Source organism: Nocardia sp. X0981 (assembly GCF_977089955.1).
In genome coordinates this window covers 486,906-504,898 of the sequence record NZ_OZ372435.1, presented here as the reverse complement: position 1 = coordinate 504,898, position 17,993 = coordinate 486,906, and the positions used below count along the sequence as shown (strand labels likewise).

Annotated in this window: 14 protein-coding genes and 1 tRNA gene; 5 read left to right on the top strand and 10 right to left on the bottom strand. The window is 68.5% G+C overall.

Annotated features, from left to right (window positions below; genetic code table 11):
- Positions 1-17: 17 nt before the first annotated feature.
- Positions 18-88: transfer RNA gene (locus tag ACYR7D_RS02375), tRNA-Gln, on the bottom strand.
- Between the two features lie 360 nt (positions 89-448).
- Between ACYR7D_RS02375 and ACYR7D_RS02370 the strand changes: the two genes are divergently transcribed.
- The 4 genes from ACYR7D_RS02370 (at position 449) to ACYR7D_RS02355 (ending at position 6,780) form a co-directional block, all read left to right on the top strand.
- The gene (locus ACYR7D_RS02370) at positions 449-1,069 is read left to right on the top strand and encodes a TetR/AcrR family transcriptional regulator (protein ID WP_459549979.1); all 621 of its coding nucleotides are present in this window, start codon (positions 449-451) and stop codon (positions 1,067-1,069) included.
- A 203-nt stretch (positions 1,070-1,272) separates the two neighbouring features.
- Positions 1,273-1,920 (top strand): ScbR family autoregulator-binding transcription factor, encoded by a 648-nt coding sequence (locus ACYR7D_RS02365; protein ID WP_459547991.1) that lies wholly within the window; start codon positions 1,273-1,275, stop codon positions 1,918-1,920.
- A gap of 463 nt (positions 1,921-2,383) precedes the next feature.
- On the top strand, positions 2,384-5,998 hold the full coding sequence (gene mfd / locus ACYR7D_RS02360; RefSeq protein WP_459547990.1) for a transcription-repair coupling factor: 3,615 nt from the start codon (positions 2,384-2,386) through the stop codon (positions 5,996-5,998).
- Positions 5,995-6,780 (top strand): nucleoside triphosphate pyrophosphohydrolase, encoded by a 786-nt coding sequence (locus ACYR7D_RS02355; protein ID WP_459547989.1) that lies wholly within the window; start codon positions 5,995-5,997, stop codon positions 6,778-6,780. Before mfd ends, ACYR7D_RS02355 begins: the two co-directional genes overlap by 4 nt.
- A gap of 70 nt (positions 6,781-6,850) precedes the next feature.
- Here ACYR7D_RS02355 and ACYR7D_RS02350 read toward each other — a convergent pair whose 3' ends face one another.
- The 9 genes from ACYR7D_RS02350 to ACYR7D_RS02310 all read right to left on the bottom strand — a co-directional run bounded on the left by ACYR7D_RS02350 (position 6,851) and on the right by ACYR7D_RS02310 (position 16,280).
- Positions 6,851-7,426: a TerD family protein gene (locus ACYR7D_RS02350; RefSeq protein ID WP_459547988.1), complete on the bottom strand. Its 576-nt coding sequence runs from the start codon at positions 7,424-7,426 to the stop codon at positions 6,851-6,853.
- Between the two features lie 32 nt (positions 7,427-7,458).
- Entirely contained in the window at positions 7,459-7,941 is a 483-nt protein-coding gene (locus ACYR7D_RS02345) for a pyridoxamine 5'-phosphate oxidase family protein (RefSeq protein WP_459547987.1), read from the bottom strand.
- 221 nt (positions 7,942-8,162) lie between these two features.
- The gene (locus ACYR7D_RS02340; RefSeq protein WP_459547986.1) at positions 8,163-8,621 is read right to left on the bottom strand and encodes a flavodoxin domain-containing protein; all 459 of its coding nucleotides are present in this window, start codon (positions 8,619-8,621) and stop codon (positions 8,163-8,165) included.
- 37 nt (positions 8,622-8,658) lie between these two features.
- Positions 8,659-10,062, bottom strand: a complete 1,404-nt coding sequence (locus ACYR7D_RS02335; RefSeq protein ID WP_459547985.1) for an MATE family efflux transporter — start codon at positions 10,060-10,062, stop codon at positions 8,659-8,661.
- Positions 10,059-11,207: a PLP-dependent cysteine synthase family protein gene (locus ACYR7D_RS02330; RefSeq protein WP_459547984.1), complete on the bottom strand. Its 1,149-nt coding sequence runs from the start codon at positions 11,205-11,207 to the stop codon at positions 10,059-10,061. The genes ACYR7D_RS02335 and ACYR7D_RS02330 overlap by 4 nt, the downstream gene beginning before the upstream one ends.
- A 55-nt stretch (positions 11,208-11,262) precedes the next feature.
- Positions 11,263-12,642 carry a type III PLP-dependent enzyme domain-containing protein gene (locus tag ACYR7D_RS02325; protein WP_459547983.1) on the bottom strand — a complete coding sequence of 460 codons (1,380 nt, stop codon included), beginning with the start codon at positions 12,640-12,642 and terminating at the stop codon, positions 11,263-11,265.
- Positions 12,633-13,643 carry an ornithine cyclodeaminase family protein gene (locus tag ACYR7D_RS02320; RefSeq protein ID WP_459547982.1) on the bottom strand — a complete coding sequence of 337 codons (1,011 nt, stop codon included), beginning with the start codon at positions 13,641-13,643 and terminating at the stop codon, positions 12,633-12,635. Before ACYR7D_RS02320 ends, ACYR7D_RS02325 begins: the two co-directional genes overlap by 10 nt.
- Positions 13,615-14,775 (bottom strand): TauD/TfdA family dioxygenase, encoded by a 1,161-nt coding sequence (locus ACYR7D_RS02315; protein WP_459547981.1) that lies wholly within the window; start codon positions 14,773-14,775, stop codon positions 13,615-13,617. Before ACYR7D_RS02315 ends, ACYR7D_RS02320 begins: the two co-directional genes overlap by 29 nt.
- Positions 14,776-15,074: 299 nt before the next feature.
- Positions 15,075-16,280 (bottom strand): DUF7373 family lipoprotein, encoded by a 1,206-nt coding sequence (locus ACYR7D_RS02310; protein ID WP_459547980.1) that lies wholly within the window; start codon positions 16,278-16,280, stop codon positions 15,075-15,077.
- A 144-nt stretch (positions 16,281-16,424) separates the two neighbouring features.
- Here ACYR7D_RS02310 and ACYR7D_RS02305 point away from each other — a divergent pair, with 144 nt between their 5' ends.
- Positions 16,425-17,990: an FHA domain-containing protein gene (locus tag ACYR7D_RS02305; RefSeq protein ID WP_459547979.1), complete on the top strand. Its 1,566-nt coding sequence runs from the start codon at positions 16,425-16,427 to the stop codon at positions 17,988-17,990.
- Positions 17,991-17,993 lie beyond the last annotated feature (3 nt).

Here is a 17,993-nt window from a genome sequence, read left to right as displayed (position 1 = left end):
ATCGTGCACGCGAGCTGCTCCGCCGCCAGGACTCGAACCTGAACTATCTGAACCAAAATCAGAGGTGCTGCCATTACACTACGGCGGACTGTCACACCGATGGGTAACCCGAAACCCCATCGCTGTGCCCCGGCACGGCAACGATACTCGCATGCCACCCCGGGATTCGTCGAACCGCGGTGTGTGGCGACACGCCGGACGAGTCCGCCGCCGCGCTCCGCCCGTGACCGGCGGGCCCTCGGAGCAGCCCGGATGACCCGCGCAATCGCGGGTCTGAGACAGTGGATCTCGGTGGTTCCGGTCGCCGGTCCGGATGCGGTGGACGGGCGGCCCCGAAAACCAGGGAGGCGGGAGCGTGTCGTCGGAAGAGGCGAGAACGTCCGAGGAGCCACGGGCCCCCGGGGAGACCAGAGACGCGGCCGAGCACGTGCGGGTGGCCCGCCAGCGGATGACGGGCACCCAGCGGCGGCAGCAGTTGATCGAGATAGGCCGGGCGCTGTTCGCCGAACGCGGCTACGACGCCAGCTCCATCGAGGAGATCGCCCAGCGCGCCCAGGTGTCCAAACCGGTCGTCTACGAGCATTTCGGCGGGAAGGAGGGGCTCTACGCCGTCGTGGTCGACCGGGAGATGTCGATGTTGCTGGACATGATCACCTCCTCGCTCACCAACAACCGGTCCCGGGTCCGGCTGGAACAGGTGGCGCTGGCCCTGCTCACCTACATCGAGCAGCGCACCGACGGGTTCCGCATCCTGGTTCGCGACCAGCCGGTCTCCTCGACCGACGGCCGGTACTCGAGCCTGCTCAACGAGGCGGTCGGTCAGGTCGCGCACCTGCTGGGTGGCGATTTCGAACGACGCGGCTTCGACACCAGCCTGGCCGGCCTCTACGCGCAGGCGCTGGTCGGTATGGTCGCCACCACCGCGACCTGGTGGCTGGACGTTCGCAGCCCCTCCAAAGAGGTCGTGGCCGCGCACCTGGTCAACCTGTGCTGGAACGGTTTGAGTCATCTGGAAGCCGACCCCCAGCTGAGCTCGGAATGGCCGGCCGTGCCCGGCGCTGCCCGGTGAACTCGCCGGGCGGGCAGTAGAGTTCGCGAACCCACGGATGACCTCCCGCCCGGTCCGAGACGCCGTCGAATCGAGAGACGGAGCGAACACGGATGGTACGGTTCACCCATCCTTATGGGTGCTGTTCGGGCGGTAAGTCGGTCTACTTCGACAATGTCGGTCTACTTCAGGATGGCTGGTTATTGGGATGACAGGCGGAGCTGATGGCTAGGCAAGCGCGCGCGGAGATCACCCGCGATTCCGTTCTGGCGGGCGCTGCCGATGTCTTTCTGCGCTTGGGTTACGCCAATGCGAGCCTCAGCGAGATCATCGCGCAGTCCAACGTCACCAAAGGGGCCCTGTACTTTCATTTCGGCTCCAAGGAGGAGCTGGCCCGCGCCGTGGTGGACCAGGGCCAGGACCGCCTGGTCGCTTCCTGCCAGGGCTTCTTCGATTCCCGGGTGCCCGCGTTGGAAGCGGCGATCGGTATCACCTACGTGGTCGCCGACCTGTCGATGAACGATCCGATGGTCGGCGCCATGCTCAAACTGACCCACCAGATCGGCGACTACCGCGGCGCCAACGGCGACAATATCGCCAAGACCTGGGGCGATACCTATCGGTTGCTGGTGGAGCGGGCGATCGCCCAGGGCGATCTGCTGCCCGACCTCGACCCCGAGACCATCGGTCTGCTGCTGTACGGGCTCACCACCGGTTTGCACATCGTCGCGGTCGGCACGGAGTCGATGGAGCAGCTGGCATCCCGGATGGAACGGGCCTGGTACTTCCTGCTCCCCTCGATCGTCCCGGAGGACAAGGTGGCGTACTTCCGCGAGTTCGCGGCCAGACGACTACGCCGCTACGTGCCGTAGTGCCTGCGGCGCCGCGGGGTCGAGCCCTTGTGGCGTCGTGCTTCAGCACCGGGGACTCGCGCCTGCGGCGCATACGCTTCGAGTGCTGAAGCACGACACGGGCTCGACCCTTTGTAGGCCTCGTAAGCATCTCGGCGCTGTGTAGGAGCGCGGGGATGCGGATCGCCGGTTTCCGAGGCCGGACCTCCCGGGCGAAAGACCGAATGGTGATCTTCTGGGGAAGCCCATACGCATGGCTTGCTCAGCGGGTCGCCTCCGTGGTTGTGCTTTCGCGGAGGTGTTCTCGGTGGTTCGGGGCCCGTCTCGGGTCTGCAGCGACCGACCGGCGGGAGTGAAGACCCGAGACGCAAGAGGGTCCCGAACCCGCCCCGCCGGAGGCGGGGCAAATGAACACAGCGGGTGCTGAAGGTGATGCGTGGGGGGCTCGGGCCCGAGCGTCGTAGGCGCGCCATAAACTCAGCACATGTCTGCCCCACGTCCACCACTGGCGGGACTGGCCGCGGCCGCCGGTGCCGATACCGCGTTGCGAACCGTTTCCGGAATGCTCGGGCGGTCGTCGGTGGAGCTGGTGGCGCCGGCGGCGGCGCGTTCGTTCGTCGCGGCGACCATGGCCGCCGAGCGGCCCGTGGTGGTGGTGACCGCCACCGGGCGGGAGGCCGACGATCTGACCCTGGAACTCACCGAGATGCTCGGTCCCGCGGTCGCGCAGTTCCCGTCCTGGGAGACCCTGCCGCACGAGCGGCTGTCACCGGGCGCGGATACGGTGGGCCGCCGGCTCGAAGTGCTGCGCCGCCTGGCTCATCCGGACGATCCGGTGTTCCCGGAACCGCTGCGTGTGGTGGTGACCACGGTGCGCTCGTTGATGCAGCCGATGGCGGGTGGTCTGGGCGATATCGAACCGATCGTGCTACGGATCGGCGCGGCGGCCGATTTCGACGAACTGGTCTCCCGGCTGGTCGAATTCGCGTACACGCGGGTGGACATGGTCGGTAAGCGTGGCGAGTTCGCGGTACGCGGCGGCATCCTGGACCTGTTCCCGCCCACCGCGGATCATCCGGTGCGAGTGGAGTTCTGGGGCGACGAGATCACCGAGTTGCGGCCGTTCTCGGTGGCCGATCAGCGATCGCTGGGGGAGGCCTCGCCGGCCACCGTGGTCGCCTCGCCGTGCCGGGAACTGTTACTGACCGCCGAGGTACGGGCGCGGGCGGTGGAAGTGGCGGCCGCCAATCCGGCGGATGCCGCTCTGGTGGAGATGCTGGACAAACTCGGTGCGGGTATCCCGGTGGAGGGTATGGAGGCGCTGCTGCCGGTGCTCCAGCCGGGCGAGCTGCGACTGCTCACCGAGCAGCTGCCGGGCGGTACCCATCTGCTGGTGTGCGATCCGGAGAAGGTGCGTACCCGCGCCGCCGATCTGGTGCGCACCGGTGAGGAGTTCCTGGAGGCGTCCTGGACCGCGGCTTCGTTCGGCGGTGACGCCCCCCTGGGTGCGCACGGCTTGGATCTGGCCGCCTCGGCCTACCGGCCGCTCACCGAAATCCAGGACAGTGCCGGGCAGCGGGAGCTGCCCTGGTGGACGTTGAGTCCGCTGTCGGCGGCGGATCCGGCCGAGGTGGTGCTGCCGGTGCAGGCCGGGCCCACCGCGCGGGGCTCCGACGAACTGGTGGCGACGATCTTCGCCTCTCTGCGGGCGCATGTCGCCACCGGCGGCCGGGCGGTGGTGGTGCTGGCCGGGCACGGTACCGCGCAGCGCACCCTGGAGCGCCTCGGTGAGGCGGAGGTGCCGGCGGCGGAACTGCCGGCCGGGCAGGAACCGGCCCCCGGAGTGGTGGGTGTGCTCTGTGGTTCGCTGCACGACGGGGTGATCTTCGGCGACGCGGGCCTGGTGGTGGTCGCGGAGTCCGATCTCACCGGTAACCGGGTGACCGCTCCGGGCGACGGGAAACGGCTACCCGCCAAACGCCGCAACCAGGTGGATCCGCTGGCGCTCGAGGCCGGGGACATGGTGGTCCACGATCAGCACGGTATCGGCCGGTTCGTGGAGATGATCGAACGCACGATCGGTGGAGCCCGGCGCGAATACCTGGTGATCGAATACGCCCCGAGTAAGCGCGGCCAGCCCGGGGACCGGCTGTACGTGCCCATGGAATCCCTCGATCAGCTTTCCCGGTACGTGGGCGGGGAACTGCCCAGCCTGTCGAAACTGGGTGGCGCGGACTGGGCGAACACCAAACGCAAGGCCCGGAAAGCGGTTCGTGAGATCGCCGGTGAGCTGGTGCAGCTGTATGCCGCCCGGCAGGCCGCGCCCGGCCACGCCTTCGGCCCGGATACGCCGTGGCAGCGGGAGATGGAGGACGCGTTCGCGTTCACCGAGACCGTCGATCAGCTGACCGCCATTTCCGATGTGAAAGCGGATATGGAGAAACCGGTCCCGATGGACCGTGTGGTCTGCGGTGATGTCGGCTACGGCAAAACCGAGATCGCGGTGCGCGCCGCGTTCAAGGCGGTGCAGGACGGTAAGCAGGTGGTGGTCCTCGTCCCCACCACCCTGCTGGCCCAGCAGCATCTGCAGACGTTCACCGAGCGGATCGCCGGATTCCCGGTCACGGTGAAGGGGCTGTCGCGCTTCACCGATCCCGCGGAATCGCGTGAGGTGCTCGAGGGGATGGCCGCCGGTGAGGTCGATATCGTCGTCGGCACCCACCGCCTGTTGCAGACCGGAGTGCGCTGGAAGAACCTCGGTCTGGTGATCGTGGACGAGGAACAGCGTTTCGGGGTGGAGCACAAGGAGCACATCAAAGCGCTGCGCACCCATGTGGACGTGCTCACCATGTCCGCCACGCCGATTCCGCGCACCCTGGAGATGAGTCTCGCCGGTATCCGGGAGATGTCGACCATCCTCACCCCGCCCGAGGAACGGCATCCGGTGCTCACCTATGTGGGTGCCTACAACGACAAGCAGGTCACCGCGGCGATCCGGCGCGAACTGCTGCGCGACGGCCAGGTGTTCTACGTACACAACCGGGTGTCCTCGATCGACAAGGCCGCCAAACGGCTCCGGGACCTGGTCCCGGAGGCGCGCGTGGTGGTGGCGCACGGGCAGATGAACGAGGACACGCTCGAGCGCACCGTACAGGGTTTCTGGCAGCGCGAATACGACGTCCTCGTGTGCACCACGATCATCGAGACCGGGCTGGACATCTCCAACGCCAATACGCTGATCGTCGAACGCGCCGATGCGCTCGGGCTTTCCCAGCTGCACCAGTTGCGCGGCCGGGTGGGACGCAGCCGGGAACGCGGCTACGCCTACTTCCTGTATCCCGCGGAGAAACCGCTCACCGAAACCGCCTACGACCGTCTCGCCACCATCGCGCAGAATTCCGATCTCGGTGCCGGTATGGCGGTGGCGATGAAGGATCTCGAGATCCGCGGCGCCGGTAATGTGCTCGGCGCCGAACAGTCCGGCCATGTGGCCGGGGTGGGTTTCGACCTCTACGTGCGGTTGGTCGGGGAGGCGGTGGAGGCCTACCGTGCGGCCGCCGACGGGAAGCCGATCACCACCGAGGAACCCAAAGAGGTCCGGATCGACCTTCCGGTGGACGCGCATATCCCGCCCGACTACATCGCCAGCGACCGGCTCCGGCTGGAGGCCTACCGCAAACTCGCCGCTGCCCACGACGATCCGGCCCTGGCCGCGGTGGTCGAGGAACTCGTGGACCGCTACGGTCCGCTGCCGGTGGAGGTCGGCCGGCTCGTCTCGGTGGCCAAGTTGCGCCTGCTGGCCCGGGAATACAGGGTTACCGAGATCGCGGTGACCGGGACGACCGTGAAGATCTCTCCGCTGTCCCTGCCCGATTCGAAACAGTTGCGGCTCAAGCGGATATACCCGAGTGCGGCGTACCGGGCCGCGAGCGGGGTGGTGCAGTTGCCGCTGCCTCGGGTGCAGGACAGTGTGGGCGCCGAGCGGCTCCGGGATATCGCGCTGCTGCAGTATCTCGCGGATCTGCTGCTGGCTCTCGACGGTAAGGCCGCCGGTGCGGTGGACCTCACCGTCGCGACCGAGGTGTCACCGGCGCGATGAGTTCCGATCCCGGGTCCGGCCGTGCGGACGAGGCCGGCGCGTTCGTACGCCCGGAGCCCGGTGTGCTCGCGGCCGAAACCGCGACGGTGGCCGCGAATCTGGCGGCAGCGGTCGAGGTGATGGACCGGCTCTGGCGGTTCGGCGGCTGGGAGGTCACCCAGACCCACGATTCGCTGCGCCCCTATCTGCTCGAAGAGACCTACGAACTGCTCGACGCGATCCAGCACGAGGACGCCGGCACCATTCGGGAGGAACTGGGCGATCTGCTGCTGCAGGTGCTGTTCCACTCCCGGATCGCCGAGGCGGCCGGGGAGTTCACCATCGACGATGTGGCCGCCGCGCTGGTGACCAAACTGGTGAACCGCAGTCCGCAGCTGTCCGGTGAGGGAGCGGCCTTCGGTTTCGATCCCGCCGCCTCGGTCACCGATAAGGTCGCCGCGCAGGAAAAGGCCTGGGAGGAACGGAAGAACGCGGAGAAGGCGCGGCGTTCCTGCCTGGACGGTATCGCTATGGCCCAGCCGGCGCTGGCTCTGGCCGAGAAGGTGCGCGCCCGTAGCGCCCGGGCCGGTCTGCCGGACGATTTGGTCCCGGAGGATCTCCGTATCGTGCGTCTCGGGGAGCCGGAAAGCGCCGAGGAGCGTTTGCGCAAAGCGACGCTGCGGTTCGCCGCCGCCATCCGCTCGGCCGAGGACGCGGCGGAAGCGGCCCGGGGTGAACGGCTACCGTTGTCCGCGGCGGACTGGCGGCGGTTCCTGGCGGCGCCGACGGTGGGGCGGGGTTGAGCCCGGCGGCGCTGGTGCGGCGCCGGGGGCCTGCTGGGACAGTGGGGTTTTCCGGGCGGGTGGATTCGGGTCAGACGTTCACGCCGTAGTCGCGGGCGATACCTGCGAGCCCCGAGGCGTAGCCCTGGCCGATCGCGCGGAATTTCCATTCGCCGCGGTTGCGGTAGAGCTCGCCGAAGACCATGGCCGTTTCGGTGGACGCGTCTTCGGAGAGGTCGTAGCGGGCCAGTTCGCTCCCGGTGGCGAGGTCGACGACGCGGATGAAGGCGTTGCGGATCTGGCCGAAGGACTGTCCGCGCTGATCGGCCTCGTGGATGGAAACCGGGAAGAAGATATTGGTGATCGTCTCCGGGGTGTTGGCCAGATCGACGTTGATCACCTCGTCGTCGCCCTCGCCCTCACCGGTCAGATTGTCACCGGTGTGCTCGATGGTGCCTTCCGGAGACCTCAGGTTGTTGTAGAAGACGAAATGCTGATCGGAGAGAACCTTCAGATCCGGTCCGGTGGCCAGGGCGCTGGCATCGAGGTCGTAGGCGGCGCCCATGGTGGTGCGGACGTCCCAGCCGAGTCCGACGGCGACTCTGGTCAGGTTGGGGGCCTGTTTGGACAGCGAGACATTGCCGCCCTTGGCGAGATTGACGCTCATGATCTCCTTTCCACAGCGCCGTGGCGCCCGGGTCAGTTCTTCTCTTCGTTCTCCGCCCAGGATTTCAGGGTCGCCACCCGGTGTTCCAGAGCGCGTAATTCGCTGTCGTCGAGCACGGTGCGCTGGATACCCTGGGCGACGGCGAACGCCGACTGCCGGTGATCGTCGATCACATCCACATCCAGGCGTACCGCCACATAGTCGTCCGCGCCGGGCATTTCCTCGGCGATGACCTTGGCCGAGCCGCGGGCGCACAGTGCCACGTTTCCACCACCCAGGATCAGCAGCGCCACCTGTGGCCGTTCCCGGAGCCGGGCCAGCGACCCGCGATCGAATTTGAGGCTCAGCAGGATTCGCCGGTCACCGGCACGTACCGGCCACGAGACCGGAATGGCATGCGGTGCCGGATCGGTCGTGACCAGAACGGCGATGGTCTCCTGCGGCCACTCCGGCAGTGCTTCCAGCTCCGGATGGTCGGTCGCTGGGTTCTGCGCGGAGCTCGTTGCGGCTGCCATATCGTCCCCTCCTGGATCGACGTGCTGCGGCGGGTGTAATACCGCACCGCAGCCCAGTCTAGAGGCCGCCGGGGACATGCGCGGCGGAAGTATCCGCCCCCACCTGCGCCGGAACCCCCTGGCGCCGACCGTGATCCGATTCCGGCGGGAGCAAGGGGAGCCTCAGAAAAGGAGGTCAGTGGGTTTCTCGGCGGTGGTCGCGCAACCGTGGGTCCGGGTGGTCACGCGCCGGCGAGCGCAGCGGCCGCGAGGGGAAGTGAGCGGGCCCACTCCCGGCCCAGCACGGTGGGTGCGATCTCACCGGAGGCGTCGTGCCGGGCGTGCTCGCCGATCTGTACGCCGCCGAGTGCGGTGAGTTTTTCGGCGGCGATCTCCCCGCCGCGATTGAACGTATCGTCGTAGACCGAATCGCCGAGGCCGAAAACGGCGAACCGCAATCCGGTCAGGTCCGGGCGGCGCGCGTCCAGGGCCTCGAAGAAGGGCTCGGCGCCGGTGGGGAGATCGCCCTCGCCGTAGGTGGAGCACACGATGATGTGGAGGAGGTCCGGATCCAGTTCATCGATATCGAAATCGGTCATATCGAAAATCGATACCTCATGCTCGGCCAGTTCCTCGGCGATGCTCTCCGCGACGTTTTCCGCCGTGCCCATTTCCGAACCGAACAGGACGACAATACGCACCGCGCCACTCCTTCCGCTCTACTTTGGAGAGGCAATCCTAACTTACTGTCTCCGGCCGGCGGGGTGGGAGCACCGGTTCGTGCGCGGCGAGCAGGCCGAAGTACTTGCGCAACATCAGCGCGGCGGTAACCGCCAGGCCCGCGGTGAGCCCCCACCAGACGCCGGCCGCACCGAGCCCGGCCGGGAAGGCCAGCAGCAATGCCGTGGGCACGCCGACGAACCAGTAGCCCACCACCGAGAGCCGGAAACCGGCATTCGTGGCCTGCAGGCCACGGAGCAGGCCGGTGCCGATGTTCTGGGCGGCGTCGAAGAATTGCAGCACGATCCCGATCAGCAGCAGCGTCCGGGCCATTTCCATGGTGGCGGTATCGCCGAGATCGAGGAAGGGACGCAGCACCAGGCCGGGGACGAAGACGTAGGCCAGGCCGGCGACCACCGAGACCACCGCGGCGAACTGTAGCGCCAGCCGGGCCAGGCCGCGGGCGTGCGCGGTTTCGTCGCGGGCGACGCTGTGGCTGACCAGCACGGAGGCCCCATGGGAGATACCTATCGCGACCTGGAAGACGATATAGATCACCTGGTACACCACGTTGTGGGCGGCGAGCGCGGCCGGGCCCAGTGCGCCCATCACCAGCGCGAGCACCGAGAACATACCGGCTTCGGAGCCGTAGGTGAGTGCGATGGGAGTGCCCAGGCGCAGTTCGGTGACCATGGTGGCCCGGCGCACCGGCCAGGGCCGTATCGGGAGGCGGCGCCCGAGTTCGGGATCGCGGCGCACCATGATCCAGAACACCACGAACATGAACAGGTGGACCAGGGAGGTGGCGACTCCCACGCCGGTGAGGCCGAGGGCGGGCAGCCCGGCCCAGCCGTGGATCAAGGCGAGCGCGAGCAGCAGGTTCACCGCGATGGAGCCCAGGGTGACCAACAGCAGTGCCTGTGGCCGCTGCATTCCGACCGTGTACTGGCGCAGCACCTGGAACCACAGGCAGGGCAGCAGGCCCGGAGCCAGGGCGACCATCAGCGGCCGGGCGTCCGCCAGCACCGCGGCATCCTGACCGAGCCACTGCAGCGACCAGCCCAGTCCGATCAGGATCGCCCCGCCGAGCAGACCCGCCGCCGTGGCGATCAGAAAGCTCGACCGCACCACATCGCGCACCTCGTGGTCGGGATCGACGCCGCGTCTACCGGCAGCGCCCGCGGCCGCGGCGATCCGGTTACCGGTGCCCGTGATCAGGCCCACGCACATTGTGCGGATCTGGTTGAACAGCACCAGCGCCAGCCCGCCCGCCGCGACAGCGCGCACACCGAGACCGCCCATCAGCGCGATATTGGTGGTGGAAACCGCGACCTGGGCGAGCTGGGTGAGGGCGATAGGGGTGGCCAGGGCGGCCAGACGCCGCCCGTCGGGACGGTAACGCGAGAGGGGTGTGTTGATCACCGGGCCCGCACCATGGTGTCCGAATCCTCCGTATCGTCGTGCTCGTGCTCGTGACCGCCGGACCGGATGGTCCGGACGGGGTGGGTGTTCCCGCCGGCGGGGGTGGTCGAAACGGCGGCGTCCGCCGGCCGGTTCACCCGCCCCGCGGGAGCGTATCGGGTCAGCATCGCGAGAACGTCGTTTTCGGTCTCCGGATCCAGTAATTCGCGGGCGGCCATCCAGTCGTCGTCGAAAACGGTGTCGAGATATTTCTCGCCGCCGTCGCAGATGATGCTGACCACGGTGGACCCGGCCGGAAACTCCTCGAGCCGGGTGAGCGCGGCGTGTACCGAGCCGCCGGCCGAACCGCCGAGCATCAGACCGAGCCGCCGCGATACCGCACGGCAGGTGGCGAAAGCGGCCCGGTCGCCGACCTTGATTCCCTCGTCCAGCAGGTCGTAGTCCACCGCGGTGCCGATGGTGGCACCGGGTGGGGTACCGGTACCGGACTGCCAGTACGGCCCGCCGGGACCCCCGAAGGCGATCGAACCGACCGGTTCCACGCCGATGACCCGCGGTGTGCAGCCGAGCTGGCGCAGCCTGGTCGCGGTGCCGAACAGGGAACCGCCGGTCCCTACCGCGGACAGCAGGACATCGACCCGGTCCACCTCTTCCAGTAATTCCTCGGCGACCGCGTAATAGCCCATCGCATTGGCGTCGTTGTTGTGCTGTTCGGTGAAGAAGGCGTCGGCTCGTTCCGCGGCCATCGCCGCGGCATGGTCCTCCCGGGCGGAGGTGGCGAGCCCGTCGTCGCCGTCATCGGCTACGAAGACCAGTTCCGCGCCCATTGCCCGCATGGCCCGTAATTTGTCCTTGCTCGCGTGGTGATCGACCACGGCGGTGAACCGGTAACCGCGTTCGGCGGCCACCACCGCCAGACCCAGCCCGGTATTCCCGGACGTGGATTCGATGATATGGCCGCCATCGCGCAGCAAACCCCGGCGCTCCGCGTCGATCACCATTTCGCGTGCCATCCGGATCTTGGCGGCACCGGTCGGATTGAACTGCTCCAACTTCAGGAGTAATCGGGTGCCGGAGGTGGTGGCGGCCAATTCGAACAGAGGGGTGCGGCCGATCAGGTCCGTCACACGGGTGACCACGGGCATGGGAATCTCCTGGGCGTCGAGAGCGGGTGATGCGAGGAGGCCGGGGCCGGCGGCCTCAGTGAGCGGGTCGATCGAGGGCCCAGCGATACCGGCCGTCCGGTGCCTCGGAAAGCACCACTTTCGGCGGAACGGGCAGCTCGTGGAAAGAGGATTCGTTCGAATCCATCTGGTATCCGGCGGTATTCGGATAGACCAGTAGATCGCCGGGTTCGGCGGCGCGCGGCAATGGAATACGCCGCCAGCTGAGCATATCGCTTTCCAGGCAGGTGGCCGCCCCGACGACCGTGGGAGTGAGCTCCCCGGGGCCTTCCGGCCAGAGCACCGGATCGGGCAGGTACTCGCTGTCGAACCACTGCTCGGAAAGGCTCAGGCTGGAACCGTCCACGGTCAGGATCCGGTAGGGCTGCCCGTGTTCGTGCCGTGTTTTTCCACCCTGTACGCGGAAAACGGTGCTGCCGGCCCGGTCGAGCAGGGCGCGGCCCGGTTCCACGGCCAGTGTTGTCCCGCTGCGACGTAACCGGCCGGCGAGATCCGCGCGGTCGAGAATCGCGGCGAGCATCGCCGGGCCGGGCTCGGGAAACGAATAGGGATAGTACGATTCGAAAGCTTTACCGGAATGGAACCAGCGACGGTTCACCTGTTCCCGGAACTCCGACCAGTGTTCCCCCGCAACATAATCCACACCGAAACCACCACCGATGGAGATCATCGTGGCGGGATGTCCCAGCGCGCGGGCGGCTACGCAACGGTCCAGTAATCGCGCGGCCAGTTCCGCCCGGGGTACCGGGTCGTAACCGGAGAGATGGAAACTGAATCCCTGCAGGGTGACCGACTCGAAATCGACCGCTTCGGAGGCGGCGTGGTCGAGTTCTTCCTCCGGCATACCGAACCGGCTGGCCGAGGCGGCCGGCAGCGCTCGCAGCAGGACCCGCACCGGGATATCGAGTGCCGCCAGACGTCTCAGCTCGCCGAGGCTGTCCACCGCGACCAGACAACCGTGCCGGGCGGCCAGCCAGTGCAGCTCCCCGGATTTCTCGGGGCCGGTCACCAGCAGATCCGCGCCGCGGACACCCTGGCCCAGTGCCGCGACGAGTTCGCCGGTGCTCGAGACGTCGATCCCAGCACCGGCGGTGGCGCAGGCCCGGGCCACACAGGCCGCCTTGTTGGCCTTCTTGCCGTAGTAGAGGGCTCCGGAGACGCGGTTTTCGGTGAACACCCGCTGAAAGCCACGGATATTCGCGCCGACCCGCGGTGGATACATGAGATGGAAGGGGCCGCCGATGGCGAACGCGATATCCCCGAGCAGCCGCGGGTCGGCGAGAACCCGCAGCTCCCAGGGGTCGCGATACGCGGGCACCGGCGCGGCCACCGTCCCCGCGTGGTCTCCGGTGGAGCCGGGCCCGGCGGCGGGTGCGTCAGCTCCGGTCAGTCCCATAGCGCGACCTCCGTGCCGCGCCCTTCGGCGATCGCGCGTTCGGCCAGGGTATGGGCCACCGCGATATCGGTCAGTACCAACCCGCTGTTGTAGACGAAGATCTTCTCGTCCGCCCGGCGGCGGGCCACCGCGCGGCGGCTCAGGATCTGCGGCAGTTCCGCGTCCACGCGGCGCAGTTCTCCGTGCTCGTCGGCCATATCGGTCCCGGTGACCGCCATCTGCTCGGCGCTGGTGGCGATCACCCGGTCGGCATCGTGCAGGGTGGAGGGGGCCAGGCCGTAGCCCACCAGCACCGCCACCGAGCCCGGTTTCAGGTGTTCGGATTCGATGGCGACCTCCGTACCCGGGCCGGCGGTGGCGAGTACGACATCCGCGGTGCGCGCCGCGGCGTAGGGGTCGTCCACGGTTTCCAGCAGCGCATGCGGTGAGTATTCGGCGAGATGCCGGTGCACCGCCTCGATACCTTCCGGGTGGGTGCCGTACAGCATCAGTTTGCGCAGTTGCGGGTTGGCGGCCAGCAGATGCGGCAGTGCGTTGCGGCCCTGTGTCCCTGTTCCGACGAGCAGTACGGTGTCCGCATCGCGGGTCAACGTCTCCCGCACCAGCAGCGCCGAAACCGCCGGGGTGCGCAATGCGCCCACACGGGCGCAGTCCATCATGGCGATGGGCGCACCGGTGGTGTCGTCGTACAGCGTGATGGTCGTGTAGTAGCGCTTGGTCGTGCGGTCGTGACCGGGATCGAATTTGTACGACGTCTTCATGGCGACGACCCGTCGCCGGCCGTCCCGGCCCAGCATCGCGTAGGCGACCGACCAGCCGTCCGGATTGGCGACACTGAGCTTGCGGGGATTATCGGAATCCCCGGCGGCCAGTGCGATGTACGCTTCCTCCACCGCGCGTACCACCGCGGCCGGGGCCACCGGTACATCGGCGAGGTCGCTGCGGCTCAGGACCCGCAGCGGGGTCGCTCGGTCACGTGTGCTCAACGGATCCTCGATCATGTACTGCACCGTTCCGCTCTTCCCGCGCCCGCCGCGCCGGTAGCGGCGCGAAGGGCGCGATGATCTGCTGACCGTATCCATTCTCCCTGGATTCGGTTGCGCGGCGCGAGCGTTCGGGTAGCCGGACGTTCACTCGTTTGAGCCAGCGGTCGGTGCCGTCGTAGCGCGGGGTGAACGGAACCCGGCCGTGGACGGCGACATCGTTGTCCACCAGCAGCAGTTCACCGGGTTCGAGCGCGGCCAGCACACAGACCCGTTCGAACTCCTGTTCCAGCCTCCGGTAGGCCGCGCGATATTCGGGACCGGCGTCGTCGAGCGGGGTGTAGGCGGGGTCGAAACGCAGGGTGAGAGCCTCGGCCGCACCGTCTTCGCGGGGTGCGCCCCACAGGGTGGGCACCGGAACCGCGGTGGCTCGATCGAAATCGGATCCGTAGGAGACATCCGGCAGGATCGGCACTGTGGGTGTGCTCAGGATATCGCGCTGCGCCCCGGTCAGCTCCACCCGGCGCACCGAGGAGATCGTGGTACCCACCCGGTCGGGGTTGCGCAGGCAACCGAGTACGAGCAGATTCGCGCGCAGTGGGTGGAAGGCGTCCTCGGTATGCGGGCTGAGCAGGGTCGTGCTGCTGGCGCCCGACTGTTCGAGTTCGTGACCGGCGGCCGGCACGATGTTGTTGACCAGCCGGCCGTCCTGTTGGCCCGCCCAGCCGAACGGTTCACCGGCCGCCGCGGCCAGCAGCAGCATGGCGATATCCAATTCGAGGGAGGCCCCCGGCCGCTCGGGGTCGGTACTCCACTCGGCAGCGGTTCGCCAATCCGGGGGGGTGGGCCCGATTTCGTCGTCGCGCACCGGCAGCCGGCGCACAACGCAGGCACCGGCCGAGGTGGCGGGCGGCCGGACCGCCGCGAACACCTCGGTGGGCAGCTCCCCGGCTCGGGCGTCGATGCGCTCGATCAATTCCGGGTCGGTGAGTGTGCGCACCGGCTTCCCGCGCCCGGGCCGCAGTGTGTGTGCGATCTCAGCGGCGAGTTCTCGTACCGCCCGGCCGGCGGTTTCGGATAACTCACGGTGCTCGATACCTTCGATATTAGGTGGGTGAAGCGTCTTACGTTCGGAGAGAACGCTTTTCACCAAAATTTCCCTTCTCGGAATCGGGGTCGGAGTACCGGTGCTGACGAGTCGATCTGCGAAGGTAGTGCGTGCGCCGAGCGGTGGCAAGGGTTACCTAACTACCGGGCTCGATGGCAATCGTGCATAACGCGGTCGGAGTACAGGTGGGTGGATATGTGGCCACCGGGCACGCCGGCCGCGGTGAGACGCAGAACACGGTAAGGCTAGCCTGCCCTTGCCGCAAAATCGCGAAGGCTCGCCGCAGGACGAGAATGTCCGCGCGGCAACGTTTCCCGGCGCGCTCGGCGCGCCGGTCCGGGCTACAGGCTGTTGGCCAGCAGGGCGTACTGAGCCGCGGTCTTCTGCTGGATCTCGGTCGCGCTATCGCTGGAAACCACACCCACGTAGCGCTTGTAGGGGACGAAACAGCGGTACCGGTACTGGCGTTGCGGATCGCCCTTCTCGTTGAGCTCCAGGCATTTCGAACCGGGCACATCCGCGGGCGCGGCCATCGGGCTGTAGGCCTCGCCCGCCGATTCGACGAAGCCGTCCACCAGGATCGGCGCACCTGCCGGGTCACGCACCCGGGCCACCGAACTGCCCTCGGCATAGGCGGTGCTCTCGAAACCCGATTCGTCGAGCAGGCGGGCACGTGCGATCTGATCGTCGGCGGAGTTGATGAGATAGTTCCGGCCGTAGACCGCGAACTTGTCCGGATCGGGTACCTGCTCGTCCCGGTCCGCCACCACCACCCGCGCCAGCAGGTTCTCCGGATCGACCCGCAGGTCGGCGATATCCGCGGTGGGTGTCGGCCGGAACCTGGCCAGCTGGGCGAGCTGGGCGGTGAGGGTGCGGTCCACCCAGCTCACCAGATCGCCGCTATCGGCTTTCGGCCGCTGGATGAACAGCGAGATCACGAACTCCTCGTGCGCCAGGAAGGCACCGATATTGGCGATTCCCGGCCGCCAGTGCACCAGTGCGCCGGGATGCGCCGCGGATTTCAGCGGACGGTTGTCCGGGGATACCGCGATATCGGCGGCCTCCAACTCCTGGGCGGCCTTGTCGGCAGTGGACCGGTCGGGGAAACGCAGGGCCACCACCGTGATCGCGGTGGCATCGGTGGTCGGCCGGGTCCGGCCCGCGGGATCGTCGCGGTCGGCACCACTGGCCGCGTAACCGACCACCATCTTGCGGCTCTCCAGGATCGGTTCGGAGACATTGGCCAGGAAATCGATCGCGGTCGCGGGATCGGGTAGCACTTTCGAACCCCGGCCGAATTTCAACGTGGGATCGACCTGGCTGCTGGTCGTCACGGCCTCCGACATCCGGATCCCCTCCAGCAGCGGGCCGTACTCACCCGCCCGCTGCGAGTAACCGAACCTGTCGACCGGGAAATCACCGACGGCCAGGGTGCGCACGTCGATCTCCCCGGGGATCGCGGTCCCCGCCACCGAGCCGCATCCGGACAGCGCCGCCACGAGAGCGACGACCGCGGTGACGGTACTGGCACGCGATATCCGAACCATGGGCTGACCCCTCGTTCCGATCGAAGCTGCGGTGTCGAAGTTACCCGACGCACAGCGATCTCGCGGCGGACCGTTCGCGCCGGTGCCATACCCTGGTGTCGTGGCAGACAACCCGCAGCATCACCCCGGCGGAGGCTGATCCCGATGCGGGATCGGCAGGTCGAGGTGGTTGCGGGGCGGCACGCCGCGGCCCGCGTCGCGGGGGCGGTGGTGCTCGTGGCGCATCGCGGGCCCGCCCGGCTCACCGAGGACGATCCCGCCGTGCGCGCGCTGGTGGCGCTGGCCGAGCTGGTGCACGAAGCCGCTGCCCGGCAGCCCACCGGTCCGGGGGCGCTGATCGCCCGGGAGGCCACCCGATGGCTCATGGCGCAGGCGGACCGGACCGGCCCCGGAACCTCCGTCGATTTCGGCATCCTGTCCGCCGCCGGCCCCGGCCGGGTGGCGATCTTCCTGCACGGCGCCGTGACCGCGGTGGTGGCCGGTGAGCGCACCGAGTACTACCACGGCCGGGATGCGGTGTTCGCCGTCGATCGGGCCACGGCAACCCCGCAGCGAGCGGTGGGATTGTTCGTCGACGAAGGGGCCGGGGAGGCCGAGGAGCCGGTGCGTCCACGGATGCCCGAGCGCCGGGGAATCGGGCGCCTGGTGGAGGGAATCGCCGAGGCGGACGCGGTGATCGTCTGGTCGGATCCCGCGCGGTTCGCCGGCGCCGCGCTCGGCGAGCGGACACCCCGGCAGGCGGAGGGATCCGCGGATCCCCGGACCCCCGGGCCATCCGTCCCCGCACCGGTGGAACGAGGGCAGACCGACCCGGACGCTATCCCGACGGCCACCTCGGCACCCCTGCCGGACAGTGTCGAGCTCTCCGAACGGGAAGCGATCGCCGGCCGCGCGTTCGATACCGGCGCGACCGGGCCGGTATCGCCCGCCGGTGGGGGGAGGCCGGTGCCGGAAACCGACCCCCATCACGCGCATACCGAGATCAGCGGCCGGCAGCGGGCGCATATCCCGGAGAGTGAGCCCGCTGCCGGTGGGGGGCTCGCCGCGACAGCGGATTCCCCGGCGCGTGGCGCGGACGCGGGGCGGCGGCCGCCGGCGCATCCCACCCCGCGGGTCGACCTACCGCTGCCGCCGCGCACACCGCTGCACGGGCCACCGGCGCGCGGGGCGCCGCCGCTGGACGCGGAAATGCGCCGCCGAACCGAGGCCACGGCGAAAGGTACGCCGCTCACGGTGAAGGTGATGGGTTTCAAATGCGCGCGTGCCCACCCCACCGACCCCCGCGCGGCCTTCTGCAGTGTGTGCGGTATGCCGGTGGATCAGACCCAGCCGCTCATCGAGGTGGTCCGCCCACCCCTGGGCCTCCTGGTGCTCGACGACGGCGCGACCTACCTCCTCGACCAGGATTCCGTCCTGGGCCGCGATCCGGAGCATTCCGAGCAGGCGCGACGAGGGCTCACCCCGCTGCAGATCGCCGACAATTCCGGCGGAATGTCTCGCGCGCACGCGGAACTCCTCCTGGTGAACTGGGACGTGACACTGGTGGACCGGGGATCGACCAACGGGTCCCGCATCCGGGCCCCCGGCTACCGGGACTGGGTCCGGGTGCCGCCGCATCAGCCGGTGATCCTGGTACCGGGTACCGAAATCCTCATCGGCAACCGTATGTTGCGGTTCGAATCCGCCGCCCCGCCGCCGTTCGGCTCCTGAGCC

Bases quoted from the DNA above. Each gene is read 5' to 3' on its own strand.
- ACYR7D_RS02345 (WP_459547987.1), bottom strand. From the start codon at position 7,941: ATGGCAGCCGCAACGAGCTCCGCGCAGAACCCAGCGACCGACCATCCG.
- ACYR7D_RS02355 (WP_459547989.1), top strand. From the start codon at position 5,995: ATGAGTTCCGATCCCGGGTCCGGCCGTGCGGACGAGGCCGGCGCGTTC.
- ACYR7D_RS02325 (WP_459547983.1), bottom strand. From the start codon at position 12,642: ATGGGACTGACCGGAGCTGACGCACCCGCCGCCGGGCCCGGCTCCACC.
- ACYR7D_RS02365 (WP_459547991.1), top strand. From the start codon at position 1,273: ATGGCTAGGCAAGCGCGCGCGGAGATCACCCGCGATTCCGTTCTGGCG.
- ACYR7D_RS02330 (WP_459547984.1), bottom strand. From the start codon at position 11,207: ATGCCCGTGGTCACCCGTGTGACGGACCTGATCGGCCGCACCCCTCTG.
- ACYR7D_RS02350 (WP_459547988.1), bottom strand. From the start codon at position 7,426: ATGAGCGTCAATCTCGCCAAGGGCGGCAATGTCTCGCTGTCCAAACAG.
- ACYR7D_RS02370 (WP_459549979.1), top strand. From the start codon at position 449: ATGACGGGCACCCAGCGGCGGCAGCAGTTGATCGAGATAGGCCGGGCG.
- ACYR7D_RS02320 (WP_459547982.1), bottom strand. From the start codon at position 13,643: ATGATCGAGGATCCGTTGAGCACACGTGACCGAGCGACCCCGCTGCGG.
- mfd (WP_459547990.1), top strand. From the start codon at position 2,384: ATGTCTGCCCCACGTCCACCACTGGCGGGACTGGCCGCGGCCGCCGGT.
- ACYR7D_RS02310 (WP_459547980.1), bottom strand. From the start codon at position 16,280: ATGGTTCGGATATCGCGTGCCAGTACCGTCACCGCGGTCGTCGCTCTC.
- ACYR7D_RS02305 (WP_459547979.1), top strand. From the start codon at position 16,425: ATGCGGGATCGGCAGGTCGAGGTGGTTGCGGGGCGGCACGCCGCGGCC.